This is a genomic window from Psychrobacter sp. DM8 (assembly GCF_051307025.1).
Taxonomy (GTDB): domain Bacteria; phylum Pseudomonadota; class Gammaproteobacteria; order Pseudomonadales; family Moraxellaceae; genus Psychrobacter.
This window is the reverse complement of sequence record NZ_CP195538.1, coordinates 2,368,901-2,387,009: the sequence shown is the minus strand read 5'-3', so window position 1 is coordinate 2,387,009 and position 18,109 is coordinate 2,368,901. Positions and strand designations below refer to the sequence as shown.

21 protein-coding genes and 1 tRNA gene are annotated in these 18,109 nt (G+C 44.6%); 12 read left to right on the top strand and 10 right to left on the bottom strand.

The window, feature by feature from the left end:
• Positions 1-14 precede the first annotated feature (14 nt).
• Genes ACR64J_RS10225 through trxC form a run of 3 tightly spaced genes read left to right on the top strand, consistent with a single transcriptional unit; the run spans position 15 to position 1,352 of the window.
• Positions 15-197: a YgaP family membrane protein gene (locus ACR64J_RS10225; RefSeq protein ID WP_435949592.1), complete on the top strand. Its 183-nt coding sequence runs from the start codon at positions 15-17 to the stop codon at positions 195-197.
• A gap of 54 nt (positions 198-251) precedes the next feature.
• Complete coding sequence (locus tag ACR64J_RS10220) at positions 252-872, top strand: class I SAM-dependent methyltransferase (protein ID WP_435949590.1); 621 nt, start codon at positions 252-254, stop codon at positions 870-872.
• A 42-nt stretch (positions 873-914) separates the two neighbouring features.
• Positions 915-1,352: a thioredoxin TrxC gene (gene trxC, locus ACR64J_RS10215; protein WP_435949588.1), complete on the top strand. Its 438-nt coding sequence runs from the start codon at positions 915-917 to the stop codon at positions 1,350-1,352.
• Positions 1,353-1,436: 84 nt separating this feature from the next.
• Here the strand turns inward: trxC and ACR64J_RS10210 are convergent, their stop codons facing one another.
• From ACR64J_RS10210 to ACR64J_RS10195, 4 genes are all read right to left on the bottom strand, one after another.
• Positions 1,437-1,838: a hypothetical protein gene (locus ACR64J_RS10210; RefSeq protein WP_317199149.1), complete on the bottom strand. Its 402-nt coding sequence runs from the start codon at positions 1,836-1,838 to the stop codon at positions 1,437-1,439.
• Between the two features lie 166 nt (positions 1,839-2,004).
• Positions 2,005-2,364, bottom strand: coding sequence for a SirB2 family protein (locus ACR64J_RS10205; protein ID WP_317199148.1), 360 nt, complete (start codon positions 2,362-2,364; stop codon positions 2,005-2,007).
• Between the two features lie 47 nt (positions 2,365-2,411).
• A complete protein-coding gene (locus ACR64J_RS10200) occupies positions 2,412-2,741 on the bottom strand; it encodes a BolA family protein (RefSeq protein ID WP_435949585.1) in 330 nt (109 codons plus the stop codon).
• A 197-nt stretch (positions 2,742-2,938) separates the two neighbouring features.
• Positions 2,939-3,751: a M48 family metallopeptidase gene (locus tag ACR64J_RS10195; protein WP_435949584.1), complete on the bottom strand. Its 813-nt coding sequence runs from the start codon at positions 3,749-3,751 to the stop codon at positions 2,939-2,941.
• Between the two features lie 510 nt (positions 3,752-4,261).
• On the opposite strand from ACR64J_RS10195, the gene ACR64J_RS10190 reads away from it, so the two are divergent.
• Positions 4,262-4,336: transfer RNA gene (locus ACR64J_RS10190), tRNA-Gly, on the top strand.
• Between the two features lie 119 nt (positions 4,337-4,455).
• On the opposite strand, the gene ACR64J_RS10185 is transcribed toward ACR64J_RS10190, so the two are convergent.
• The 4 genes from ACR64J_RS10185 to nadR all read right to left on the bottom strand — a co-directional run bounded on the left by ACR64J_RS10185 (position 4,456) and on the right by nadR (position 8,998).
• Positions 4,456-5,991 (bottom strand): class I SAM-dependent methyltransferase, encoded by a 1,536-nt coding sequence (locus ACR64J_RS10185; protein WP_435949583.1) that lies wholly within the window; start codon positions 5,989-5,991, stop codon positions 4,456-4,458.
• A 513-nt stretch (positions 5,992-6,504) separates the two neighbouring features.
• On the bottom strand, positions 6,505-6,960 hold the full coding sequence (locus tag ACR64J_RS10180; protein WP_317199144.1) for a DUF962 domain-containing protein: 456 nt from the start codon (positions 6,958-6,960) through the stop codon (positions 6,505-6,507).
• A gap of 144 nt (positions 6,961-7,104) precedes the next feature.
• A complete protein-coding gene (gene pnuC / locus ACR64J_RS10175; RefSeq protein WP_435949581.1) occupies positions 7,105-7,854 on the bottom strand; it encodes a nicotinamide riboside transporter PnuC in 750 nt (249 codons plus the stop codon).
• A gap of 85 nt (positions 7,855-7,939) precedes the next feature.
• Complete coding sequence (nadR, locus tag ACR64J_RS10170; RefSeq protein ID WP_435949579.1) at positions 7,940-8,998, bottom strand: multifunctional transcriptional regulator/nicotinamide-nucleotide adenylyltransferase/ribosylnicotinamide kinase NadR; 1,059 nt, start codon at positions 8,996-8,998, stop codon at positions 7,940-7,942.
• Between the two features lie 657 nt (positions 8,999-9,655).
• On the opposite strand from nadR, the gene ACR64J_RS10165 reads away from it, so the two are divergent.
• From ACR64J_RS10165 to ACR64J_RS10145, 5 genes are all read left to right on the top strand, one after another.
• Positions 9,656-9,868 carry a PspC domain-containing protein gene (locus tag ACR64J_RS10165; RefSeq protein ID WP_317199141.1) on the top strand — a complete coding sequence of 71 codons (213 nt, stop codon included), beginning with the start codon at positions 9,656-9,658 and terminating at the stop codon, positions 9,866-9,868.
• Between the two features lie 553 nt (positions 9,869-10,421).
• Positions 10,422-11,396, top strand: a complete 975-nt coding sequence (glyQ, locus tag ACR64J_RS10160; RefSeq protein ID WP_435949577.1) for a glycine--tRNA ligase subunit alpha — start codon at positions 10,422-10,424, stop codon at positions 11,394-11,396.
• Between the two features lie 19 nt (positions 11,397-11,415).
• Positions 11,416-11,811: a GFA family protein gene (locus tag ACR64J_RS10155; protein WP_435949576.1), complete on the top strand. Its 396-nt coding sequence runs from the start codon at positions 11,416-11,418 to the stop codon at positions 11,809-11,811.
• A gap of 42 nt (positions 11,812-11,853) precedes the next feature.
• Positions 11,854-13,947, top strand: a complete 2,094-nt coding sequence (gene glyS, locus ACR64J_RS10150) for a glycine--tRNA ligase subunit beta (RefSeq protein ID WP_435949574.1) — start codon at positions 11,854-11,856, stop codon at positions 13,945-13,947.
• Between the two features lie 141 nt (positions 13,948-14,088).
• A complete protein-coding gene (locus ACR64J_RS10145) occupies positions 14,089-14,397 on the top strand; it encodes a hypothetical protein (protein WP_435949572.1) in 309 nt (102 codons plus the stop codon).
• Between the two features lie 18 nt (positions 14,398-14,415).
• On the opposite strand, the gene ACR64J_RS10140 is transcribed toward ACR64J_RS10145, so the two are convergent.
• Together ACR64J_RS10140 and ACR64J_RS10135 are read right to left on the bottom strand one after the other, a co-directional pair.
• Positions 14,416-14,907, bottom strand: a complete 492-nt coding sequence (locus ACR64J_RS10140) for a cell division protein ZapA (protein WP_435949570.1) — start codon at positions 14,905-14,907, stop codon at positions 14,416-14,418.
• A 113-nt stretch (positions 14,908-15,020) separates the two neighbouring features.
• Positions 15,021-15,461: a hypothetical protein gene (locus ACR64J_RS10135; protein ID WP_435949569.1), complete on the bottom strand. Its 441-nt coding sequence runs from the start codon at positions 15,459-15,461 to the stop codon at positions 15,021-15,023.
• A 177-nt stretch (positions 15,462-15,638) separates the two neighbouring features.
• Here ACR64J_RS10135 and ACR64J_RS10130 point away from each other — a divergent pair, with 177 nt between their 5' ends.
• From ACR64J_RS10130 to argE, 3 genes are read left to right on the top strand one after another with little or no spacing between them, the layout of a single operon-like run.
• Positions 15,639-16,292, top strand: coding sequence for a UPF0149 family protein (locus ACR64J_RS10130; protein ID WP_435949567.1), 654 nt, complete (start codon positions 15,639-15,641; stop codon positions 16,290-16,292).
• A gap of 31 nt (positions 16,293-16,323) precedes the next feature.
• On the top strand, positions 16,324-16,809 hold the full coding sequence (locus tag ACR64J_RS10125; protein ID WP_317199135.1) for a nucleoside deaminase: 486 nt from the start codon (positions 16,324-16,326) through the stop codon (positions 16,807-16,809).
• A 23-nt stretch (positions 16,810-16,832) separates the two neighbouring features.
• Entirely contained in the window at positions 16,833-18,077 is a 1,245-nt protein-coding gene (gene argE / locus ACR64J_RS10120) for an acetylornithine deacetylase (protein ID WP_435949566.1), read from the top strand.
• Positions 18,078-18,109: the final 32 nt, after the last annotated feature.

Sequence of the window (18,109 nt, the reverse complement as noted above, 5' to 3'; positions counted from 1 at the left end):
CTAAGGATTGTATTATGAAAGTTAACGTAGGTAGTATCGATAGAAGGTTACGTATCATCGCAGGTATTGTTATTATTGCTTTGGGCGTTTATTTTCAAAGCTGGTGGGGCATTATAGGCTTAGTGCCTCTACTGACAGGATTGTTTCGCTCTTGCGTGTTGTACTCAATACTTGGTATCAATACTTGCAAGGCTTAGGGCGCAGACAGTGTATATGTCGTTGAACATTGAGCGACTAAAATGGAGATCACAATGAACCCGTATGAGCGCTATGTACTTCCTAAGTTGATAGATATAGCCTGTAGTACGGGTAATGTGATGAAAGCGCGCGCCAGCCTCGTCCCCCAAGCAGTGGGTGAGGTGTTAGAGGTTGGACTCGGTAGCGGTCTTAATTTGGCGTTTTATGACCCTGAAAAAGTCTCTAGTATCGTCGGTGTTGATCCAGCAGCGCAAATGCAACCGCTGGCACGCACGCACGCAGCTAACATCAGTATCCCTGTCGAGGTACTAGCAGTAGATGTGCATGGTATCGATGCCCAAACCGATCGCTTTGATACTATTGTCATGACCTTTACGCTATGTAGTATTAAAGATCCGCTACCTGCGCTAAGAGAGATGGCACGCGTGTTAAAGCCGAGCGGTCGATTGTTATTTTGTGAGCATGGTCTAGCGCCAGATCCTAGTGTTGCGCGCTTCCAGCATCGATTGACGCCGTTTTGGAAGCCTATCGCTGGTGGCTGTCATTTAAATCGTGATATCCCAGCACTGCTTCGTGCTGGCGGTTTTGTCGTTGAGGATTTGACTACCCAGTATCTACCTGGCCCAAAACCGATGACCTATGTGTATAGCGGATCAGCGCGGCAAGCGATTTAAACAATACGCCTAAAACCAAAAATAATTAAAATAGGAGTCTTTATGAGTATAGAAGGTTTTCACATTGTCTGCCCGCATTGTCAGACAACCAATCGTCTGCCCGCTGAGCGCCTAAGCGCACAGCCTAATTGCGGCAAATGTAGCCAGTCGCTACTGACAGCAAGTCCACAAGAGCTAAGCGCTCAAACGGCTAACAAAGTCATTCAAAAAAATGACGTACTAACGATTGTAGATTTTTGGGCGAGTTGGTGTCAGCCGTGCTTAATGATGGCGCCGCAGTTCAAAGACGCCGCCAAGCAATTGCCGCAAGTTGTCTTTGCCAAGTTGCAGACGGACAAATACGAGCAAGCGGCAGCGCCTTATAATATTCGTAGTCTGCCAACGATCGTGGCCTTTAGAGGGGGCAAAGAGGTCGCGCGGCAATCTGGCGCCCTACCAACGAGCCAAATCGTGCAATGGGTGAATAGTTTAAAGTCTTAATGTTTATATTGACTAAGGTGCTATCATCAAAAAAGCCAATACGGTAATCCCGTATTGGCTTTCCTATTTTAAATCTAAATAGTACTACTCACCATATATCTTTATACCGTTAGCAAAGGTGCAACGCTTGACGCGCGCGGACTGGATAATAGCGTCAGCTTCGCCGTACAGCCTAGATAACTTCGCATCACGCGCTTTAGTATTGTTGCTTTTGCCTAGTCCGACGCTAATGTTAGGCGAGATACCCCAACGTCCAGCCGAGATACCAACGCCAACGCCTGATGCTGCTATCGTCGATTGCTCATTGCGAGTAGCATCGACATAACGCTCAACGCGGGCATATTCTTGACTGAGTGATTGACAGTCATAGCTCTGATAAGTGCTAGGCGGTACATATTGCGGTGTCACATTGCCAGTAGAGGCACAGCCTGCCAAAGCCAGCACACTGGCCGCTGCCAATACCGTCGATTTGCTCAAATTTTTCATAATCATTCCAGTGGGCTAAAGTATAAAGGGGTGTATCTAATTGATTGCATTACTATAAAACGAATAGTTGAAGATAGCAATAACAAAGCAAATAAGGGTCTAGGTCTAGAGTCTGACGCTAACACTTATTTAAGCTAGAACCTAAGCTAAAATCACTAGGGCGTTCTTAAAAAAAGTTCTCAGGTTTTGTATAAGCCAAAGTTACAATACTGGCATAAGCAATACCTGCAATGATGATACCCACTTTGCTCTGGCTAGGGGTCGCATCAGGCTTAAAGGCTTTGATACTGGCGCTAATCGCCGCGACTAGCAGTATGATCTTAGCAAATACCCATTGCACTGGGGCGTTGACGCTCATCAGCTGCATGAGCATCCAAGCACCCGACACGATAATGAGTAGATAGACGATATGATTAGCAATTTTGATAACTCGCGGCGCTTGTTTATTAGCACTTAGCACCAAAATACTTTGATAGATAAAGAGGCCGATGACAATAAGTGCTAGAAGCGTATGTAGATGTTTCATTGAAGGTAGGTTCCTGTAGCGCAATGTTTAGATTAAATTAGGTGACTTTATAGGTTTTGTCCCGCGCACAAGGGACTCTCAGGGCTAACTCCCTGCGCTTGCCATTCGGCAGGCGTATAGGCATGAATAGCCAAAGCGTGTACCATGCCGCCCTTTGAAGTCAGCAACTCTGCTACCGCGTCATATACCAATTGGTGACGCGCGACCAGACGCTTAGCGTCAAAAGCGTCACTGACCAGTGTGAGTTTAAAATGGCTCTCTTTACCTTCAAAATAGCCTGCATGATTCATCGACTCATTGACCAGCTCTAAATACTCAGGGTGCAAAGTCTGTAGCGCGCTCTTTAGCGCTGTTGCTGTTGGCATATTATTATTCATGGTAATCCCTATAAAACGCGCTCTACTAAAAACTATAATATTTATGTCATTATAACAGACATCGTGAGAACCAAAGTGAGTTGTACCGCGCATAAAAAAGCGGAGCGCATACTTCTATAACGCTCCGCTACTTTAGCTATCTTGATACTTTTAGTAGAACAAACTAACTAGTAGAACAAACTAACTAGTAGAACAAACTAACGGCGCGATCTTTGATATAGCGGCATAACCTTTGGCAATAATGATTGTATCTCAGCGATACGGTTGCCACTTGTTGGGTGAGTACTCAAAAACTGTGGCGGCTCACCTTGGCTTGCGCGTTGCATTTTTTGCCAGAGCGTAATCGCTGCTTGCGGATTGTAGCCTGCGCGTGCCATGAGCTCAAGACCGATCTGATCCGCTTCACTCTCTTGCGTGCGACTGTGCGGACGACTCAAACCCAGATCGCCTGCAACGTTCGCGAGCTCTGCTTGACCTTGTGATAAGCCAAAAATGCTAGCTGCTACGCCGATACCCGTCTGAGTGGCATACTGGCGCGAGATACGCTCACGTGAATGCTCACGTAGCGCATGTGAGATTTCATGACCCATGATAGCGGCAATCTCATCATCGCTTAGATTGAGACGATCAATAATACCTGAGTAGAACATAATCTTGCCGCCTGGCATAACAAAAGCGTTGAGCTGATTAGACTTAATCGTATGAACTTCCCAGTTCCACTTGGCCGCGTCTGGACGATACACGCCAACTTGACCGACTAGGCGATTGGCAATGTTCTTTAGGCGCTGAAGCTGTGCTGCGTTGGTATCGAGTACGCGAGCTTTTTTGGCATCTTGCAATGTTTTAGCATAGCTTTGCGCTGACATTTGCAATACTTGTTCATTAGAGACTAGCAGTAACTGCTGGCGATCAACGCCAACTGCGCCACTATTGGTCGTACTGGTACATCCTGTCAGCGCCAGACCAGATAGCGATGCTGCCATTACTGTTGTCGTGAGTAATTTTTTCATAATAGTAATCCCCGTAATAAAATGAAGTGGTACAAAGATAAAATCTAGCTGTCACTTAAGAATAAAAGTCAGTATATAACTAACCTATTGTCCCAAAGCGAGAGCTTCAAATTAGATTAAGCATAGCAAAAGTCAAGCTCAGCAAAAGTAAAAAAATATATTTTTTAGTATGATAATGATGTTATAAGCTCAGTTAAGACCGTAAAAGTTACTCTATTATGTCGCTGTACCCTTTTGCAAAATCAGCAATCCGTACAAAGAATGATGAGCATAAGGGATAAAAAGCAGCATAAAGTAAAAAGTTATCAGAGAATAGTTGGCGTTTTATAATTTATCCATGATAAAATTTATCATGATATCAAAGCGATACCCCTAAATGGAGTATATTTCGTCATCGTAGGTTATGACCTGTGTCATCAAAAGCAAAAATAGCGGTTGACATGAGCAGGATAGTTGCTAAAATAGCCAGCCTATCGAGAGGTAATAGTTTAACTACTACGTTTTGATCATGCGGGAATAGCTCAGTGGTAGAGCATAACCTTGCCAAGGTTGGGGTCGAGAGTTCGAATCTCTTTTCCCGCTCCAAATATGGCTCCTGTCCTCACAGATATAGTGCAAAAGCAGGTACAGAGCAAAAGCCTCACAACTTTAATAAAGTTGTGAGGCTTTTTTTTGTCTAAAATCTGCATAAAAGAGATTACAGATCAGTCAACGATCTGTAGTCTCTTGACGATAGGCAAGGTGTCTTTCTCAAAGCTATCTACCATCTGGTTGAGCTCCTGAATATTGTCTTTTTCCTCTTGTAGCGTATTACCGTCTTTTAGTAGTAATTGATTATTTTTCTTGAGCGCTTGCCAAGCGTAATCAACCCATTGTTCCCGCGTTGTCTTGCCCTGAATATAGGCGTGCAAAAAGATAAGATGGAACCTGCCATAAGTTGTCGCGCTGCCTGTAAGGGGACTCACTAGAGCGGCAAGTTCAGGGCTAACGAGACTTTGCTGCATGATATAAGCGTTAAGCCTGCGGCAGTGCTCTTGCACCTTTTCGATGACCGCATCCTCTTGCACTAAGATAATATGACCTTGAGCATGCAAAATGGCTAACGACTCAAACAGCCAGTTTTGCTCGAAGTCATCAGGCAGCCGCTGTTGTAAGTCTGCGACTTGATGTATTTTATGATCGCTAAGCAAGGTCACTACCGTCTTAAAAATATCCTCACGCAGTGCAATGGTACCTGCCGCGCCATTGACTTCATATTTAATGTTCTCAGCATTAGCAATCATCTTAAAACGTAATTGGTGCCAGATCTGCTCTGATTTGGCCACAGATATCTTGCGCGCGCCTTTGACCCAGTAATCACGGCGGAACTGCTTATTGTGCATATAGTCTTTGACGCTTTGAGCGAACATAGGATCATCTAGCGTCTCGATAAATGCCAGCTGCTCATTGTTATAGCTACTTGGATTATAATCCTCCAAAAAGCTGGCAGAGCACGCAAAATTGGTCTTGGTCGGTGAGAGCCAATCTGCCATCTCAGAAAAATACATCGGCTGCCACTCACGATTGAAGTACTCATGAGCCAAGTAGTTAGAGTTTTGCTTACTGATATCCTCTAAGCGCTGCGGAATAGAGGGCACTTGCTGTATGAGCGGCTGACAGAGCTTGAGCAGATCTTGGTTAAATTCGATGGAGGCCTTAACACGTTTGCCTATGCCTTGACCTCGGCTACCATGCATGTGGTCGTGCTCAGTGAGCATATGACGTATAGGGGAGGCCGCCGCCCAGCCCGGTAAGGTGTTGTAACTGATATAGAGGACGCCGCCGACTTTGAGCTTGCGGCGAATAAAGTCGGTAATAATGTCGCGGTTGTCATTGGAGACCCAAGACCAAATGCCATGCAAACCAATAAAATCAAAATCTGGCAAATCCTCGCGATTGCAGAACTCACCAAAGGACTGATCAAAGATATGAGCTGCGCTACCTGAGATATCAGCAAGCTCTTTGGCAAAGCTGGCTTGCGACGGGTTAAAATCTGTGCCGTACCATTTGACATCTGAGGCGGCGGCATGGGCATTGATAGACATACCTTGACCAAATCCAAGCTCGCAGGCGCTCGTGAATTTAGGTGCCTCAAGTCCTGCCATCAAAAATGGGATTTTTACGTTATTAGGGCTAAGCTCTGCGTAATAACCATACGTGTAGTCGATATCGCTAATGTAGCCCTCTGACCAGTTTGCCATGCTCACATCCATATGTTGATTGATTAGGTTAAGACAGACAGTTTCAAACATCCTGTTGTCTGTTTGGATCAAACATAAGATAATAGCAGTAATTTGCCCAAAATATTATAAAAGCCTGTCAACTTGTCGCATGGTATAGTTAACACTAGATAAAATGGATACGTTATTCAAAAACGCGGGACTAGTATAAATTTTTCTGGCGTGCTGTGCCTACGCAGACAGAGGCTGCAAAAAATTCATTCCAGCCCCGCTGTATCTTTTTTATATTGGACTGACTATATAGGCTATATATTAAAAAATAACTGTGCCAAAATTCAAACATTAAGACTTTAACGAGTTTTTAATTTATCAGGTAAGACAGCTATTTTCGTCAACGGTGACGACGTACAGACTTTAGACTAAAGGTGTATCCATCATTCACAAAAAAAGCATCAACCGATATTTAATCAATCGACGCTCTCTTATTAAAGCCTAGTATTTTATTAAGGCCTACTGGCTTATATTGCCAAAAACTCAAGCGGTTTGCTTGTTTTTTCCGCCCATTAAGCTGTTGACTACCCACGCAGGACCAATCAATAAAAACTGTAAATCTTCAAAGAACGACGGTTTTTTGCCTTCTATCTTATGACCAATGAACTGCCCAATCCAAGCGATGACAAATATACTGGCCCACGTTTTAAAGCCAATAGGTAATGTTGCCATCACACTCAAGCAAATCAGAATAAAGATACCCATGGCCAAAAACAGCGGCGTTGAGAGCTGCATATAAAATAGTAAGACCAACGCACTGAGTACTAAAGTAATCCAGACCGATAGCGACATGCCCATACCCAAGATACTGACAAAGATTGTAGGCACTGCCATCCAGTGAATTTTTTTGTTGACCAAGTTTTGGTGACTGACCGCGTATTCAGAGAGCCACTGCTCAAGCGTGCGCTTAGACATGCGTTTTTGTGACGTACGAGACATGCTAACCTCCATGTTAGTAAGTAATAGTGAATAGATAAATGGTGCAAAATACAGTATTGGATACAGTCAGTTGTAGCACTATTTGCATCGTTATACCATGTTATCTGGTAAACCCCAAGGTCATAAACGCAGCTTAATCTTGCTCTAAGCTGATACTTTTACCGAATCGCGCTCGCTACGATACCACTCATAGAGTCCGACAAATGAATTGACTTGATAAACCATGGTTTGAATAGCAAAGATATAATTACCGGTCATAAGATTGACGGTCAGCCAAACAAAGTTAGATATGATCCATAGCCACCAGTTAAACGAGTAACGCAAAATCATCGCTGTTTGCGCGGTAATAGATAAAATAAAAGCAATAACGTTAATCCAAAAAAACGAGATAAATCCTAAAAACAGACTACTATCGTCTTCAACGACTGCATAGCCATAGCTGGCAAGTAAGTCGTTAATGGTGGGAAACAAGGCTAAACCCACCACCATAAAGGTAATAGTGATGAGCCAAACCCACTTATTTGCTGATTTGGGTATCATATCGCCATCAGCGTCTGTGTTTTTTGACCAGTAAAACAAGCCGTATAAATGGGTAAAAAAGTTAAAAAGCGGCGCCAGCATTAACCCCACTGAGCCTGCCGTTCCTTGCACGATAACTTCACCAGCAGTCGCTCCCATACCAAAGCCATTGCCCAAAATGTTTTTGCGAAAGGATAACGACACCACGCAAATCAAGCCAATAAAAGACACGCCCAAATAAAAAATATCTAAGCCAGTATGGTCTGTGGTGAGCCAAAATCCGGCTGAGAGCGCAATCACACCGCAGATGAACCAAGTCACGATCCATTGCATCGACCATTTGCCTGTGATGTTGTCTAGTAGCTGAATGCGCATAAGGGTGCTGTCCTAAAAGTAGTTGAGAATATAAGGGCTTGAGGATATAAAAGCGTGAGATTATAAGGTATAAAGTTTTTATTTTTTAAGTCATTTTATTATAGATGTGCTGATCGATAAAAATAAGCGCTTGCCGATAACGCGCATCATAATCAGGCTCGTCTATCAGATGCGGCTCTATGTCGTGACGTGCAAATATATCAATAAGTCGCTGCTCAAAGCGCCCGCGTGCGTCAGGATCGCCCAGTGTACGCATACCATCAGCGACCCAAGGCACGTTGTTGTCGAGCATAATTGTATAATCTAAGCGCAGCTCCTCGATGCATGCGGCGACAAAAGGATGCGTGCGCCCCTCATATTCTTCACAAAACGCCTGCGTCGTCACAAAGTCAGTATCAACGATAGTAATCGGCGCGCTCGCCTGCGCTTTTGCTGCGCGTATGGCCTCAGCATGATCAATAACGATCGGCGTATAGTCGCTATATTGCAAACCCAGCTCCCGTCCGCCCAAATCCGTACCGACGTAGATGCGCCCCATCTCAAGCACAAAGGTCGCACCATAGTAGTTAGCCAGTTTATGCACCAAAGTCGTCTTGCCAGAGCTCTCCCCGCCGACGATAGCGACGGTCTTGGTATAGTTAGCGCGCGCCTGTGGGTGAATCGCCCACCAGTGCGCCACAGGATTGTGAGCAATAGCGTAGGAGTCATACTCAAGCTGCAATGGGGTTGTGATAATATCCATTATGAGCTGCTCTTTGATAGTGGGCTGCGCCAATGGATGATTCTGAGCAACAAAAAGCGGCGTATCACTAGGTATAGCCAAATCATCGATCAAGCGCTGCAACTTTGCATTACTATTCTCAATGTTTATAACAACGTCTTTAGCTTGGCTATATAAATGCTCATGCACTGGCAAATCGATCTCATCGGTAATATGCAATTTTATAAAGGGCAGATCTGCACAAGCCATCTGTAGCCAGCGCGCCTTGTCTTGTAAGCTAATAGCAAAGTCTGGATGCGGCGAAGGGTGTTTGGTAATGACGATATGCAAAGTTTTAGCTTGACCTGCTGCATCCAATATACTGCGCATTTGTCCCAAATGTAGCGGTTCAAAATGACCTATCATAAGACCCGTATCGTACATAAAAATCCTTATAAACCAATCACTTTTGATAGGGCGTGTTTGATAATTCACAAATAAGCACTGACAGAGACTATTTTTTAGTCGATTCAAAGATAAAAATAGTAAGTTTAGTCATTCTAAGCGTCTATTTTTATCAAAGGAGCGGCAAAAAAGAGTCCTGTCCTTTTAGGCTGATGCTAAAATTGCCCCCCAGCTCTATATAAGCAGTGTGTTGCAAGTCTAGCTAAGGTCTAGACATTATCTTTAACTTGCGCCGTGTCTGGAACACAGCTTTGATAAACTAGCAGCGATCAGCAGTGCCATGGTTGAATGTTCAACACGCCCTAATGTTGTATTTGAAGACTGCCAAATTATATAGCATTGCAGCAAGAGTAGGTAATAATTGAGCAACAAAACATCTTTGAAACATTTTGAAATATCTATTTAAAATCAGCTATTTACTCGCTGTAATGACAGATTGTAGCAACCTTAATTAGCACAATATGCACAAAGCACACTTACACTATCAACAGACTATATAGAGATACTTGCTATAATTACTCATAAGTTAAAAGTACTGACAACAACGAGAATAATCATAAAGAGAATAATCATAAAACAAATATTAAGTGCATTGTCAGTTTACAAATAACAGAAAATATAAAGAAGGAGTCAGATTTGGCTAAGTTAGTAAAGTTACATCGTTCTACCAATAACCGTATGATTGCAGGTGTGATGGGCGGCATTGCAGAGTACCTTGGATGGTCGCCTACGTGGATACGAGTATTGTTTGTTTTAGTATCAACCTTGAGCGCTGCAGTACCTGGTATTTTAATCTATGTGATTCTTTGGATTATTATGCCAAAAGCAAGTAGTCAATCTTATCAGTAAGCTAAGCATCATTAATAAAACGTACAACCTATAAAAAAATAAAATCCTGACCAAACAGGGTGCCTGATATACTTTTCCTCCTGCCCAGATGTTCATTCATCTGGGTATTTTTTTGCTTATATTTTGTTATGTTCAATATAATTAATAGGTTCTTTAACTAGGGCGTGTTTGATAATTCACAAATACGCACTGACAGAGACTATTTTTTGGGCGATTCAAAGATAAAAATAGTAAGTTTAGTCATTCTAAGCGTCTATTTTTATTAAAGGAGCGGCAAAAAAGAGTCCTGTCCTTTCAGGCTGATGCTAAAATTGCCCCATACTGTGTTGCAAGTCTAGCTAAGGTCTAGACATTATCTTCGACTTGCGCCGTGTCTGGAACTATTTTAGCGATCAGCAGTGCCATGGTTGAATGTTCAACACGCCCTATAAATATAGTTGCCGTAAATATAGATAAAATCATCAATTTTTAGTAAGGTGAGCACACTATAACTTGGCAGCAAAAAACTGTGCAAGTTTCTATACTTTAAACATCCTCATTCATAGTGATTATTATGACCAGTCAAGATATGACCCAAGACCAAAACACGCAACCGATGACGTTTCAAGATCTGATTTTGACGCTACAAAGCTTTTGGGCGGCAAAAGGCTGCGTTATTTTGCAGCCTTACGATATGGAGATGGGCGCAGGGACGTTTCATACGGCGACGTTTTTGCGCTCTTTAGGGCCTGAGCGCTGGAACGCCGCTTACGTTCAGCCCTCGCGTCGTCCAACAGACGGTCGTTATGGCGACAACCCTAATCGTTTGCAGCATTATTATCAGTTTCAAGTCGTGCTCAAGCCCAATCCGCCCAATATCCAAGAGCTGTACTTGGACTCACTCAGAGCGATCGGTATTGATCCGCTCGTGCATGATGTGCGTTTTGTTGAGGACAATTGGGAGTCGCCTACGCTTGGCGCGTGGGGCCTTGGCTGGGAGATTTGGCTCAACGGTATGGAGGTCACGCAGTTTACTTATTTTCAGCAAGTCGGCGGTATCGAATGCTTCCCCGTGACAGGCGAGATTACTTACGGTCTTGAGCGCCTAGCCATGTATGTGCAAGGTGTTGATAGCGTTTATGATTTGGTCTGGGCCGATGGCGAATTTGGCCGCGTGACTTATGGCGATGTCTTTCACCAAAACGAGGTGGAGCAATCGACCTATAACTTTGAGCGCGCAGATGTGCCTATGATGGGGCAGATGTTTGACTTTTATGAGCAGCAAGCAGATAAGCTCGTTGACGTAGGGTTGCCGCTACCTGCTTATGAGATGGTGCTCAAAGCCTCACACGCTTTTAACTTACTCGATGCGCGCGGTGCAATCTCAGTAACCGAGCGTCAGCGCTTTATTTTGCGCGTACGTACGCTGGCACGCAAAGTCGCTTTTGGCTACGTCGAGGCGCGCGCCAAGCTCGGCTTCCCGCTTGCAGATGATGAGCATCGCCAAGCGGCTTTAGATAAGTATTTGCCAAAAGTTGAGAGCGAGTAATAAGCTTGTGGAGCAAAGTATGAATCATTATGGCAGCTGCCTTTGCGGCGGTATTGTGTACCAGATCAGCGGTGACATAACCGATGTTCTAAACTGTCATTGCTCGATGTGTCGCAAGCTGCATAGTAGTGCGTTTCGAACTCGCGGTGTGGTATTGACAAAAGATTGGCAGACGACTCAAGGTCAAGAGCTACTGACGTTTTATGAGTCATCATCAGGTGAGTACAAAGGATTTTGTAGGGTTTGTGGCTCACAGATGTATACCAAGTTTGACGCCAAGCCTGAGGTGCTAGGGTTTCCACTAGGTACTTTAGATAACGATCCGCAAGTTACGCCCCAGCGTCATATCTTTGTTGCTAGTAAAGCGCCTTGGCATAGCATTACAGATGATTTACCGCAAATAGATGAATACTAACACTTTTATATCAATTAAGAATTTATAAAAATAGAGTCCATTATGAGTACCATATTATTTGAATTAGGCTGTGAAGAGCTACCGCCAAAGAGCCTAAAACCCTTACGTAATGCGCTAGAGCATAGTGTTAAAGAGCAATTAGATGAGGCTGATATTACCTTTGATAGTATCAAGGCCTTTGCCGCGCCGCGCCGTTTGGCGATTCAGATTCAGGGTATAGCACAAAGCCAGCCTGATCGCAGCGAGCAAAAACGTGGGCCTGCGATAAAAGCGGCTTTCGATAGCGATGGTAATCCGACACGCGCGGCGATGGGCTTTGCCAAAGGATTAGGTATCGAGGCCAGTGAGCTTATCACTATCAATACTGACAAAGGCGATTATGTCGGCTATGAGCAATTAATACAGGGCCGCGCGACGACAGAGCTATTACCTGGTATCTTTCAAACGGCATTAGATAACTTGCCGATTGCCAAGCGTATGCGCGCAGGTAGTAGTCGCGAGGAATTTGTTCGCCCTGTGCAGTGGGTAGTATTGATGCAGGATGACACGGTGATTGAGGCGACGATTCAAGGCCACAATACGAGCAATCAAACGCGCGGCCATCGCTTCCATAGTCCTGAGTACTACGCCATTACTCATGCTAATGACTATGAGGGCTTATTAAAAGGGCTCAAAGTCGTTGCAGATTTTGATACCCGTCAGATGCTAATCAAAAACCAAGTTAAAACATTAGCTGATGAGGTCAATGCTAATGCTATTATTCCGCAGGATTTACTAGATGAAGTGACTGCTTTAGTAGATTTCCCAATTGCCCTGCGCGCAAGTTTTGAGCCGCGCTTTTTGCAAGTACCGCAAGAGGCGCTGATCTCTACCATGCAGGCGGATCAAAAGTACTTTTGCTTAACGGACAAACAAGGCAAATTGCAACCTTACTTTATCTTTATCACCAATATCGAATCAAAAGATCCCAATCAAATCATCGAAGGGAACGAAAAAGTGGTGCGCCCGCGCCTGGCCGATGCTGAGTTCTTCTTTTTGCAAGATCAAAAACAGCCGTTGTTTGCACTGACGGAAAGTCTAAAAACACGGGTGTTCCAAGATAAGCTTGGGACGATTTGGGAAAAATCTGAGCGTATTGCTAAACTTGCCGCTTTTATCGCCACTTTGATGCAAGAGCAAGGCCATACCATAGATATCAATGAGACGGTACGAGCAGCGATACTGTCCAAAGCAGATTTGGCCAGCTCACTGGTTGGTGAATACCCTGAATTGCAGGGTATTGCAGGTACTTATTACGCGCGTTTGAATGGTGAGCCAGAAGCCGTCGCAGCCGCTATTGAGGAGCAGTACTTACCCAAATTCAGCGGCGACGAGTTGCCACAAACCGCGATTGGTATTTGCTTAGCGCTAGCAGATCGTTTAGATACCTTGGTCGGTATCTTTGCGATAGATCAAGCGCCGACGGGCTCAAAAGATCCATTTAGCTTACGCCGCTCAGCTATCGGTATTTTGCGTATATTGATCGAAAAGCAGTTACCGATTAATCTAATAGCGCTCGTTGAGCAAGCGATTAAAGGCTATAGCGATAAGAGCGGCAGCAAAATCGCCAAAATGGGTGATGCTTTTACTCAAGTCATGACCTTTTTGAACTCGCGCTATCGGGCAATGTATACCGAGCAAGGCGTCAGCGTCGATACTATTCAAGCAGTGCAAGCGATCAACCCGCACATGCCGCTTGATTTTGATCAACGTATTCGCGCGGTACAAGCTTTTAGTGAGCTGCCTCAAGCGGGTATGCTTGCAGAATCTAACAAGCGCGTGGCAAATATTTTGGCCAAGTCTGAGAGCGATGTATCAGATAGTGCCGATGAGAAGCTGCTCAGTGAGACCGCCGAACAAGAGTTATATCAAGCCCTGCAGCACGCGCAAAACGATGTCACGCCGCTTCTTAAAACTGCAGATTACACGCAAGTACTGCAAACGCTCGCGCGTTTAGACGCGCCGCTTACTCAGTTCTTTGATAAGGTAATGGTCAATAGTGAAGATACTGCGCTCAAAGCCAACCGGCTAGCCCTACTTAAGCAAGTGCGCGCGCTGTTCTTGACGGTGGCGGATATCAGTGAGTTACAACTCTAAGCGTGCGGCGATAGTTCATAATCGATAAAAAACTGGCCTATAAAGCCAGTTTTTTATTAACAGTATAACGATAGTGCTATAGCGATTATTTACGTAGACTCTATCTTATATTTATCTGTGATCAATCAAAGGAGCATTGCTGTGTTCGCTGCTGTCGTTATTTTTATAATCATTTGGGTTAGCATGTGGGGCTTTTATAAGTTTATGTATCCGCGCGCGCCCAAAAGCATGATGCCAAAAGAGGGTGATGTTACAACCCCGCGTATATGCAACTTTTGCGGTCATAGTTTGGCTGAATATCGCGGCGTCGTTGAGCATGCCTCACCAGTTATCAATCATGAGGCAAACGTTACGGCAACGAGTGCTGTTCAATTGGATAAAACAGGCGAGCTATTTTTTTGTAATTATGAGCATCAAGCGGACTTCCATGCGGGCAAGACGTATCGCTAATGTTTAGTTTTTAAAGGCTTACAATACCGACTGCGCGTCTTTTATAATTTTGTTTAGTAAGCCTTCTGCTTTTTTATCCTCGTCATGACGCGCATCATTGATTTTATTGTTAGTGTTTATCTTTTCGTACAAGTTCAAACAGCATAGAACGAGTAAGTTTTCTTGACTTAGATTAGGCGCTTCAGCTTTAAGATCTAGCGCGTAGTTATTAATATAAGATACTGCCGCACGCAGCTCTTCTTCTTCATGTACTGGGCAATAGATTGGGTATTTATTGCCCGCAATAGCGATATCTACCTTTTTTATTTGCGGCTCTTTAGGAGCGGGCTGCTGCGGTTTAGAGTGCTGCGATGGTGCTTGTGATGACGGCATTAGCTTGTCTGTTGACTCTATTTTTGGCGCACTGGTGCTAGAGTGTTGCGTTTTTAGATCGTCATTTTTAGTCGTGTCTGACTTTTGGAGCTCTTGATCCGTCTTGGTTTTTGCTACATCAGATTGGGCGTTAGTCATAATAAATCCTACAAAATGTGGTGATAGAAATAGGTGGGTAAGCGCTCTACTTAAAAACCTTTAAGGGCGGTTAGCTCATATTGTCAATATTCTTTTGCATTAAAATGACGCTATCAGCTCTCTGTTTGATCGATAAGGGTCAACCGCTTTAAGACCACTTGCGTGCGCTCAGCTGCCAGTTGATTCTTTTCTTGCAAGTCGCTATTTTGCTTTTGCAGTGTCTCGTTTTGCTGTTGCAGCTCTTGATTGCTTTGCTTAAGATTGCTGTTTTGCTGCTCTAAGGTTTTGATTTGAGTTTGTAGTTTGTCTTGCTCTTCGCCAATCATATGATGCGCTTCAGCTAAGCTTTGATAGCGCTTATCAAAATCAACCAGCTGTTTTTTGGTGCTATCACGTTCTTTATCACTATTATCAAGCTTGGTTTTGAGCGCTGACAATTCTTTTGGATCAGCAGTGGGCTGCTGTTTGAGACGGGCAAGCTCGTGACTGACAGTTTGGTACTGTTTTTTGATATCGAGTACCATTTTTTCTAGTATTTTAAGTTGGTCATACATAGTCCGTTGTTATCCTTAAGTGACGTCTGCAAGTGAATTTGGGTAGCTGCCTTTACTACTAGGTTTAATAATGCCATAGGTGACCGCATAATATCTATATCAACAAAGTAATTGCCTCCCTTACCATACCGCAAAATCTGTGAGCCGTTTTGCTCACTTCTTATAATAGGATTGTTTATGAATGATAATATTTCAGGATGGAACACCTGGTCTGCTGCCATTGAAGACTGGAGTGATGTGACTATCAGCGAGCTGCATGGGTTGATGACAGGTCTTATGACTGCTTGCTATGCGCCCGACGCAGCAGGTTGGGCTAGTGTCCTTGAGGAGTTAAGCTTTGCGCCGTTGCCTACTGAGGCGCTGACACTACTGACTGAGGAAGCCGAGGACACGGTATTTGTACTCAAAGACAAAGACGATGCCTACGGCTTTACGCCGCTAGTACCTGATGACGAACACGATTTGTACGAGCGCGTAATGGCTTTGAAACAGTGGTCAAATGGCTTTATGACTGGTTTTGGTATCACTGATTGTCAGATCAGTAGCGATGAAAAAGAGATGCTCACTTATCTGGCAAAAATTGGGGCGATTCGCTTAGAGATGGATGATGAGTTTGACGGCGGTGAGGAGTCCTATTTAGAGCTTTATGAGTTCGCTCGTATGGTGCCCATCAGCTTTGCCACGCGTAAGCGCAAAGCGGTCAAAGATTTGGCGCTGATATCAGGATTGGCTATTGATGCAAAGACGACCAAAGAGCGTCAAGCTGAAGAAAAACGCGCGAAGCCCATGCCGCCTGTTATCGATATTATGAATCAAGATAATCCATCATAAATAATAGTGATAACGCTAAAGACAAGGAGTCATGATGATAAGTGATCAGGATAAAATACATCTGCGCCGCTGCGTTGAGTTGGCATCAGAGGCACTAGAAGCAGGCGATGCGCCCTTTGGTAGCGTGCTCGTTGATAGTGATGGGCAAGTGCTGCAAGAGGATCGTAATCGTATCAACAGCGTTGATGCCACTTACCATCCTGAGATTGCGCTTGCACGCTGGGCGGCGCAAAATATGAGTGAGACTGCGCGAGCAACAGCTACCGTTTATACCTCAGGCGAGCACTGCGCGATGTGCTCAGCGGCGCACGGACTAGCAGGCCTTGGGCGTATCGTCTATATCAGCTCAGCTAAGCAATTGGGCGAGTGGATGGCGGATATGGGCGTAGAGTCGCCTCTGTCTATAAACACCTTGTCCATCAAAGAAGTTGCGCCTGACATTGCAATTGAAGGGCCAGTAGCAGGCCTAGATGATGAGATCAAATCCTTGCAACAGCGCTTCGTTAAACAAGGCTAATTTTATATAAATAAGGATGTCTTATGTCCGTAACTCAAGATCCTAGTACTCAAGAAAACAGTACTCAGTATTCTAGTACTGTATATCCTGTACAAAGTTTGGATTGGCTTAGCCGTCTGATTGGCTTTGACACCGTTAGTCGGCACTCAAACTTGGCACTGATAGAAGATTTACAAGGATACTGCAAGCAGCTAGGCTTAAGCGTCGATTTAACTTTTAATGAAGCTAAGAATAAAGCCAATCTATTTGTCACTGTGCCCGCAGGCAAGCTGGCTGATATTGTCGATGGCGGTCTTGTGCTCTCAGGTCATACTGATGTCGTGCCCGTCGATGGTCAAGACTGGACGTCTGATCCGTTTAAAGCGGTCATTCGCGGCGATAAGCTTTATGGTCGCGGCGCTTGTGATATGAAAGGCTTTATCGCCTGCAGCTTAGCGTTATTGCCAAAAGCAGTAAAATTATCGAATGCAGGTCAGCTTAAACGTCCGCTGCATCTGGCGCTATCCTTTGATGAAGAAGTGGGCTGTTTGGGCGCGCCGCTGATCTTAGCGGATCTAAAGACGCGCGGCATCACGCCTGATTATTGTATCGTCGGTGAGCCAACTCTGATGACGATGGTGACAGCGCATAAGGGCATCGCCGTCTATCGTTGCCGCGTGCATGGCAAGTCGGCGCATTCTTCCTTAACCAATCAAGGCGTCAATGCGATCAGCTATGCCAGCCGTTTGGTTGGCTATGTTGATGAATTAGCAGAGCAGATAAGCCATCGTGATGATAATGACCCTGTATTTGATGTGCCATATTCTACCTTATCTGTTGGCACGATAAAGGGCGGTACGGCAACTAACATTGTACCGAATCTATGCGAGTTTACTTTTGACTATCGCAACTTGCCGCACATGACCCAAGAGGACGTGATTGCGCCTATCAAAGCAAAAATAGCTGAGCTGAGTGCGCAAATGCAGGAGCGCGATGTGAGTACGGGTATAGAGTTGACACAAAAAGAGGGCGTGCCGGCAATGACCGATAGTGATAATGGCGAGCTACAAGCGCTAATCGCCGCGCTCACAGGTGATGATACCCGTCATAAAGTCGCTTATGCGACCGAAGGCGGGCAGTTCACCAATAGCGGTATTCCAACGATTATTTGCGGCCCAGGTAGCATTGAGCAGGCGCATAAAGCTGACGAGTTCGTTGAGCTTAGCGAAATTGCGCGCTGTGATGGGTTCTTAATGAAGTTATTAGACAGCTGTACTGCCATCTCATAAGCTAAAATCTAAAAAAGTTAAGCACAATACAC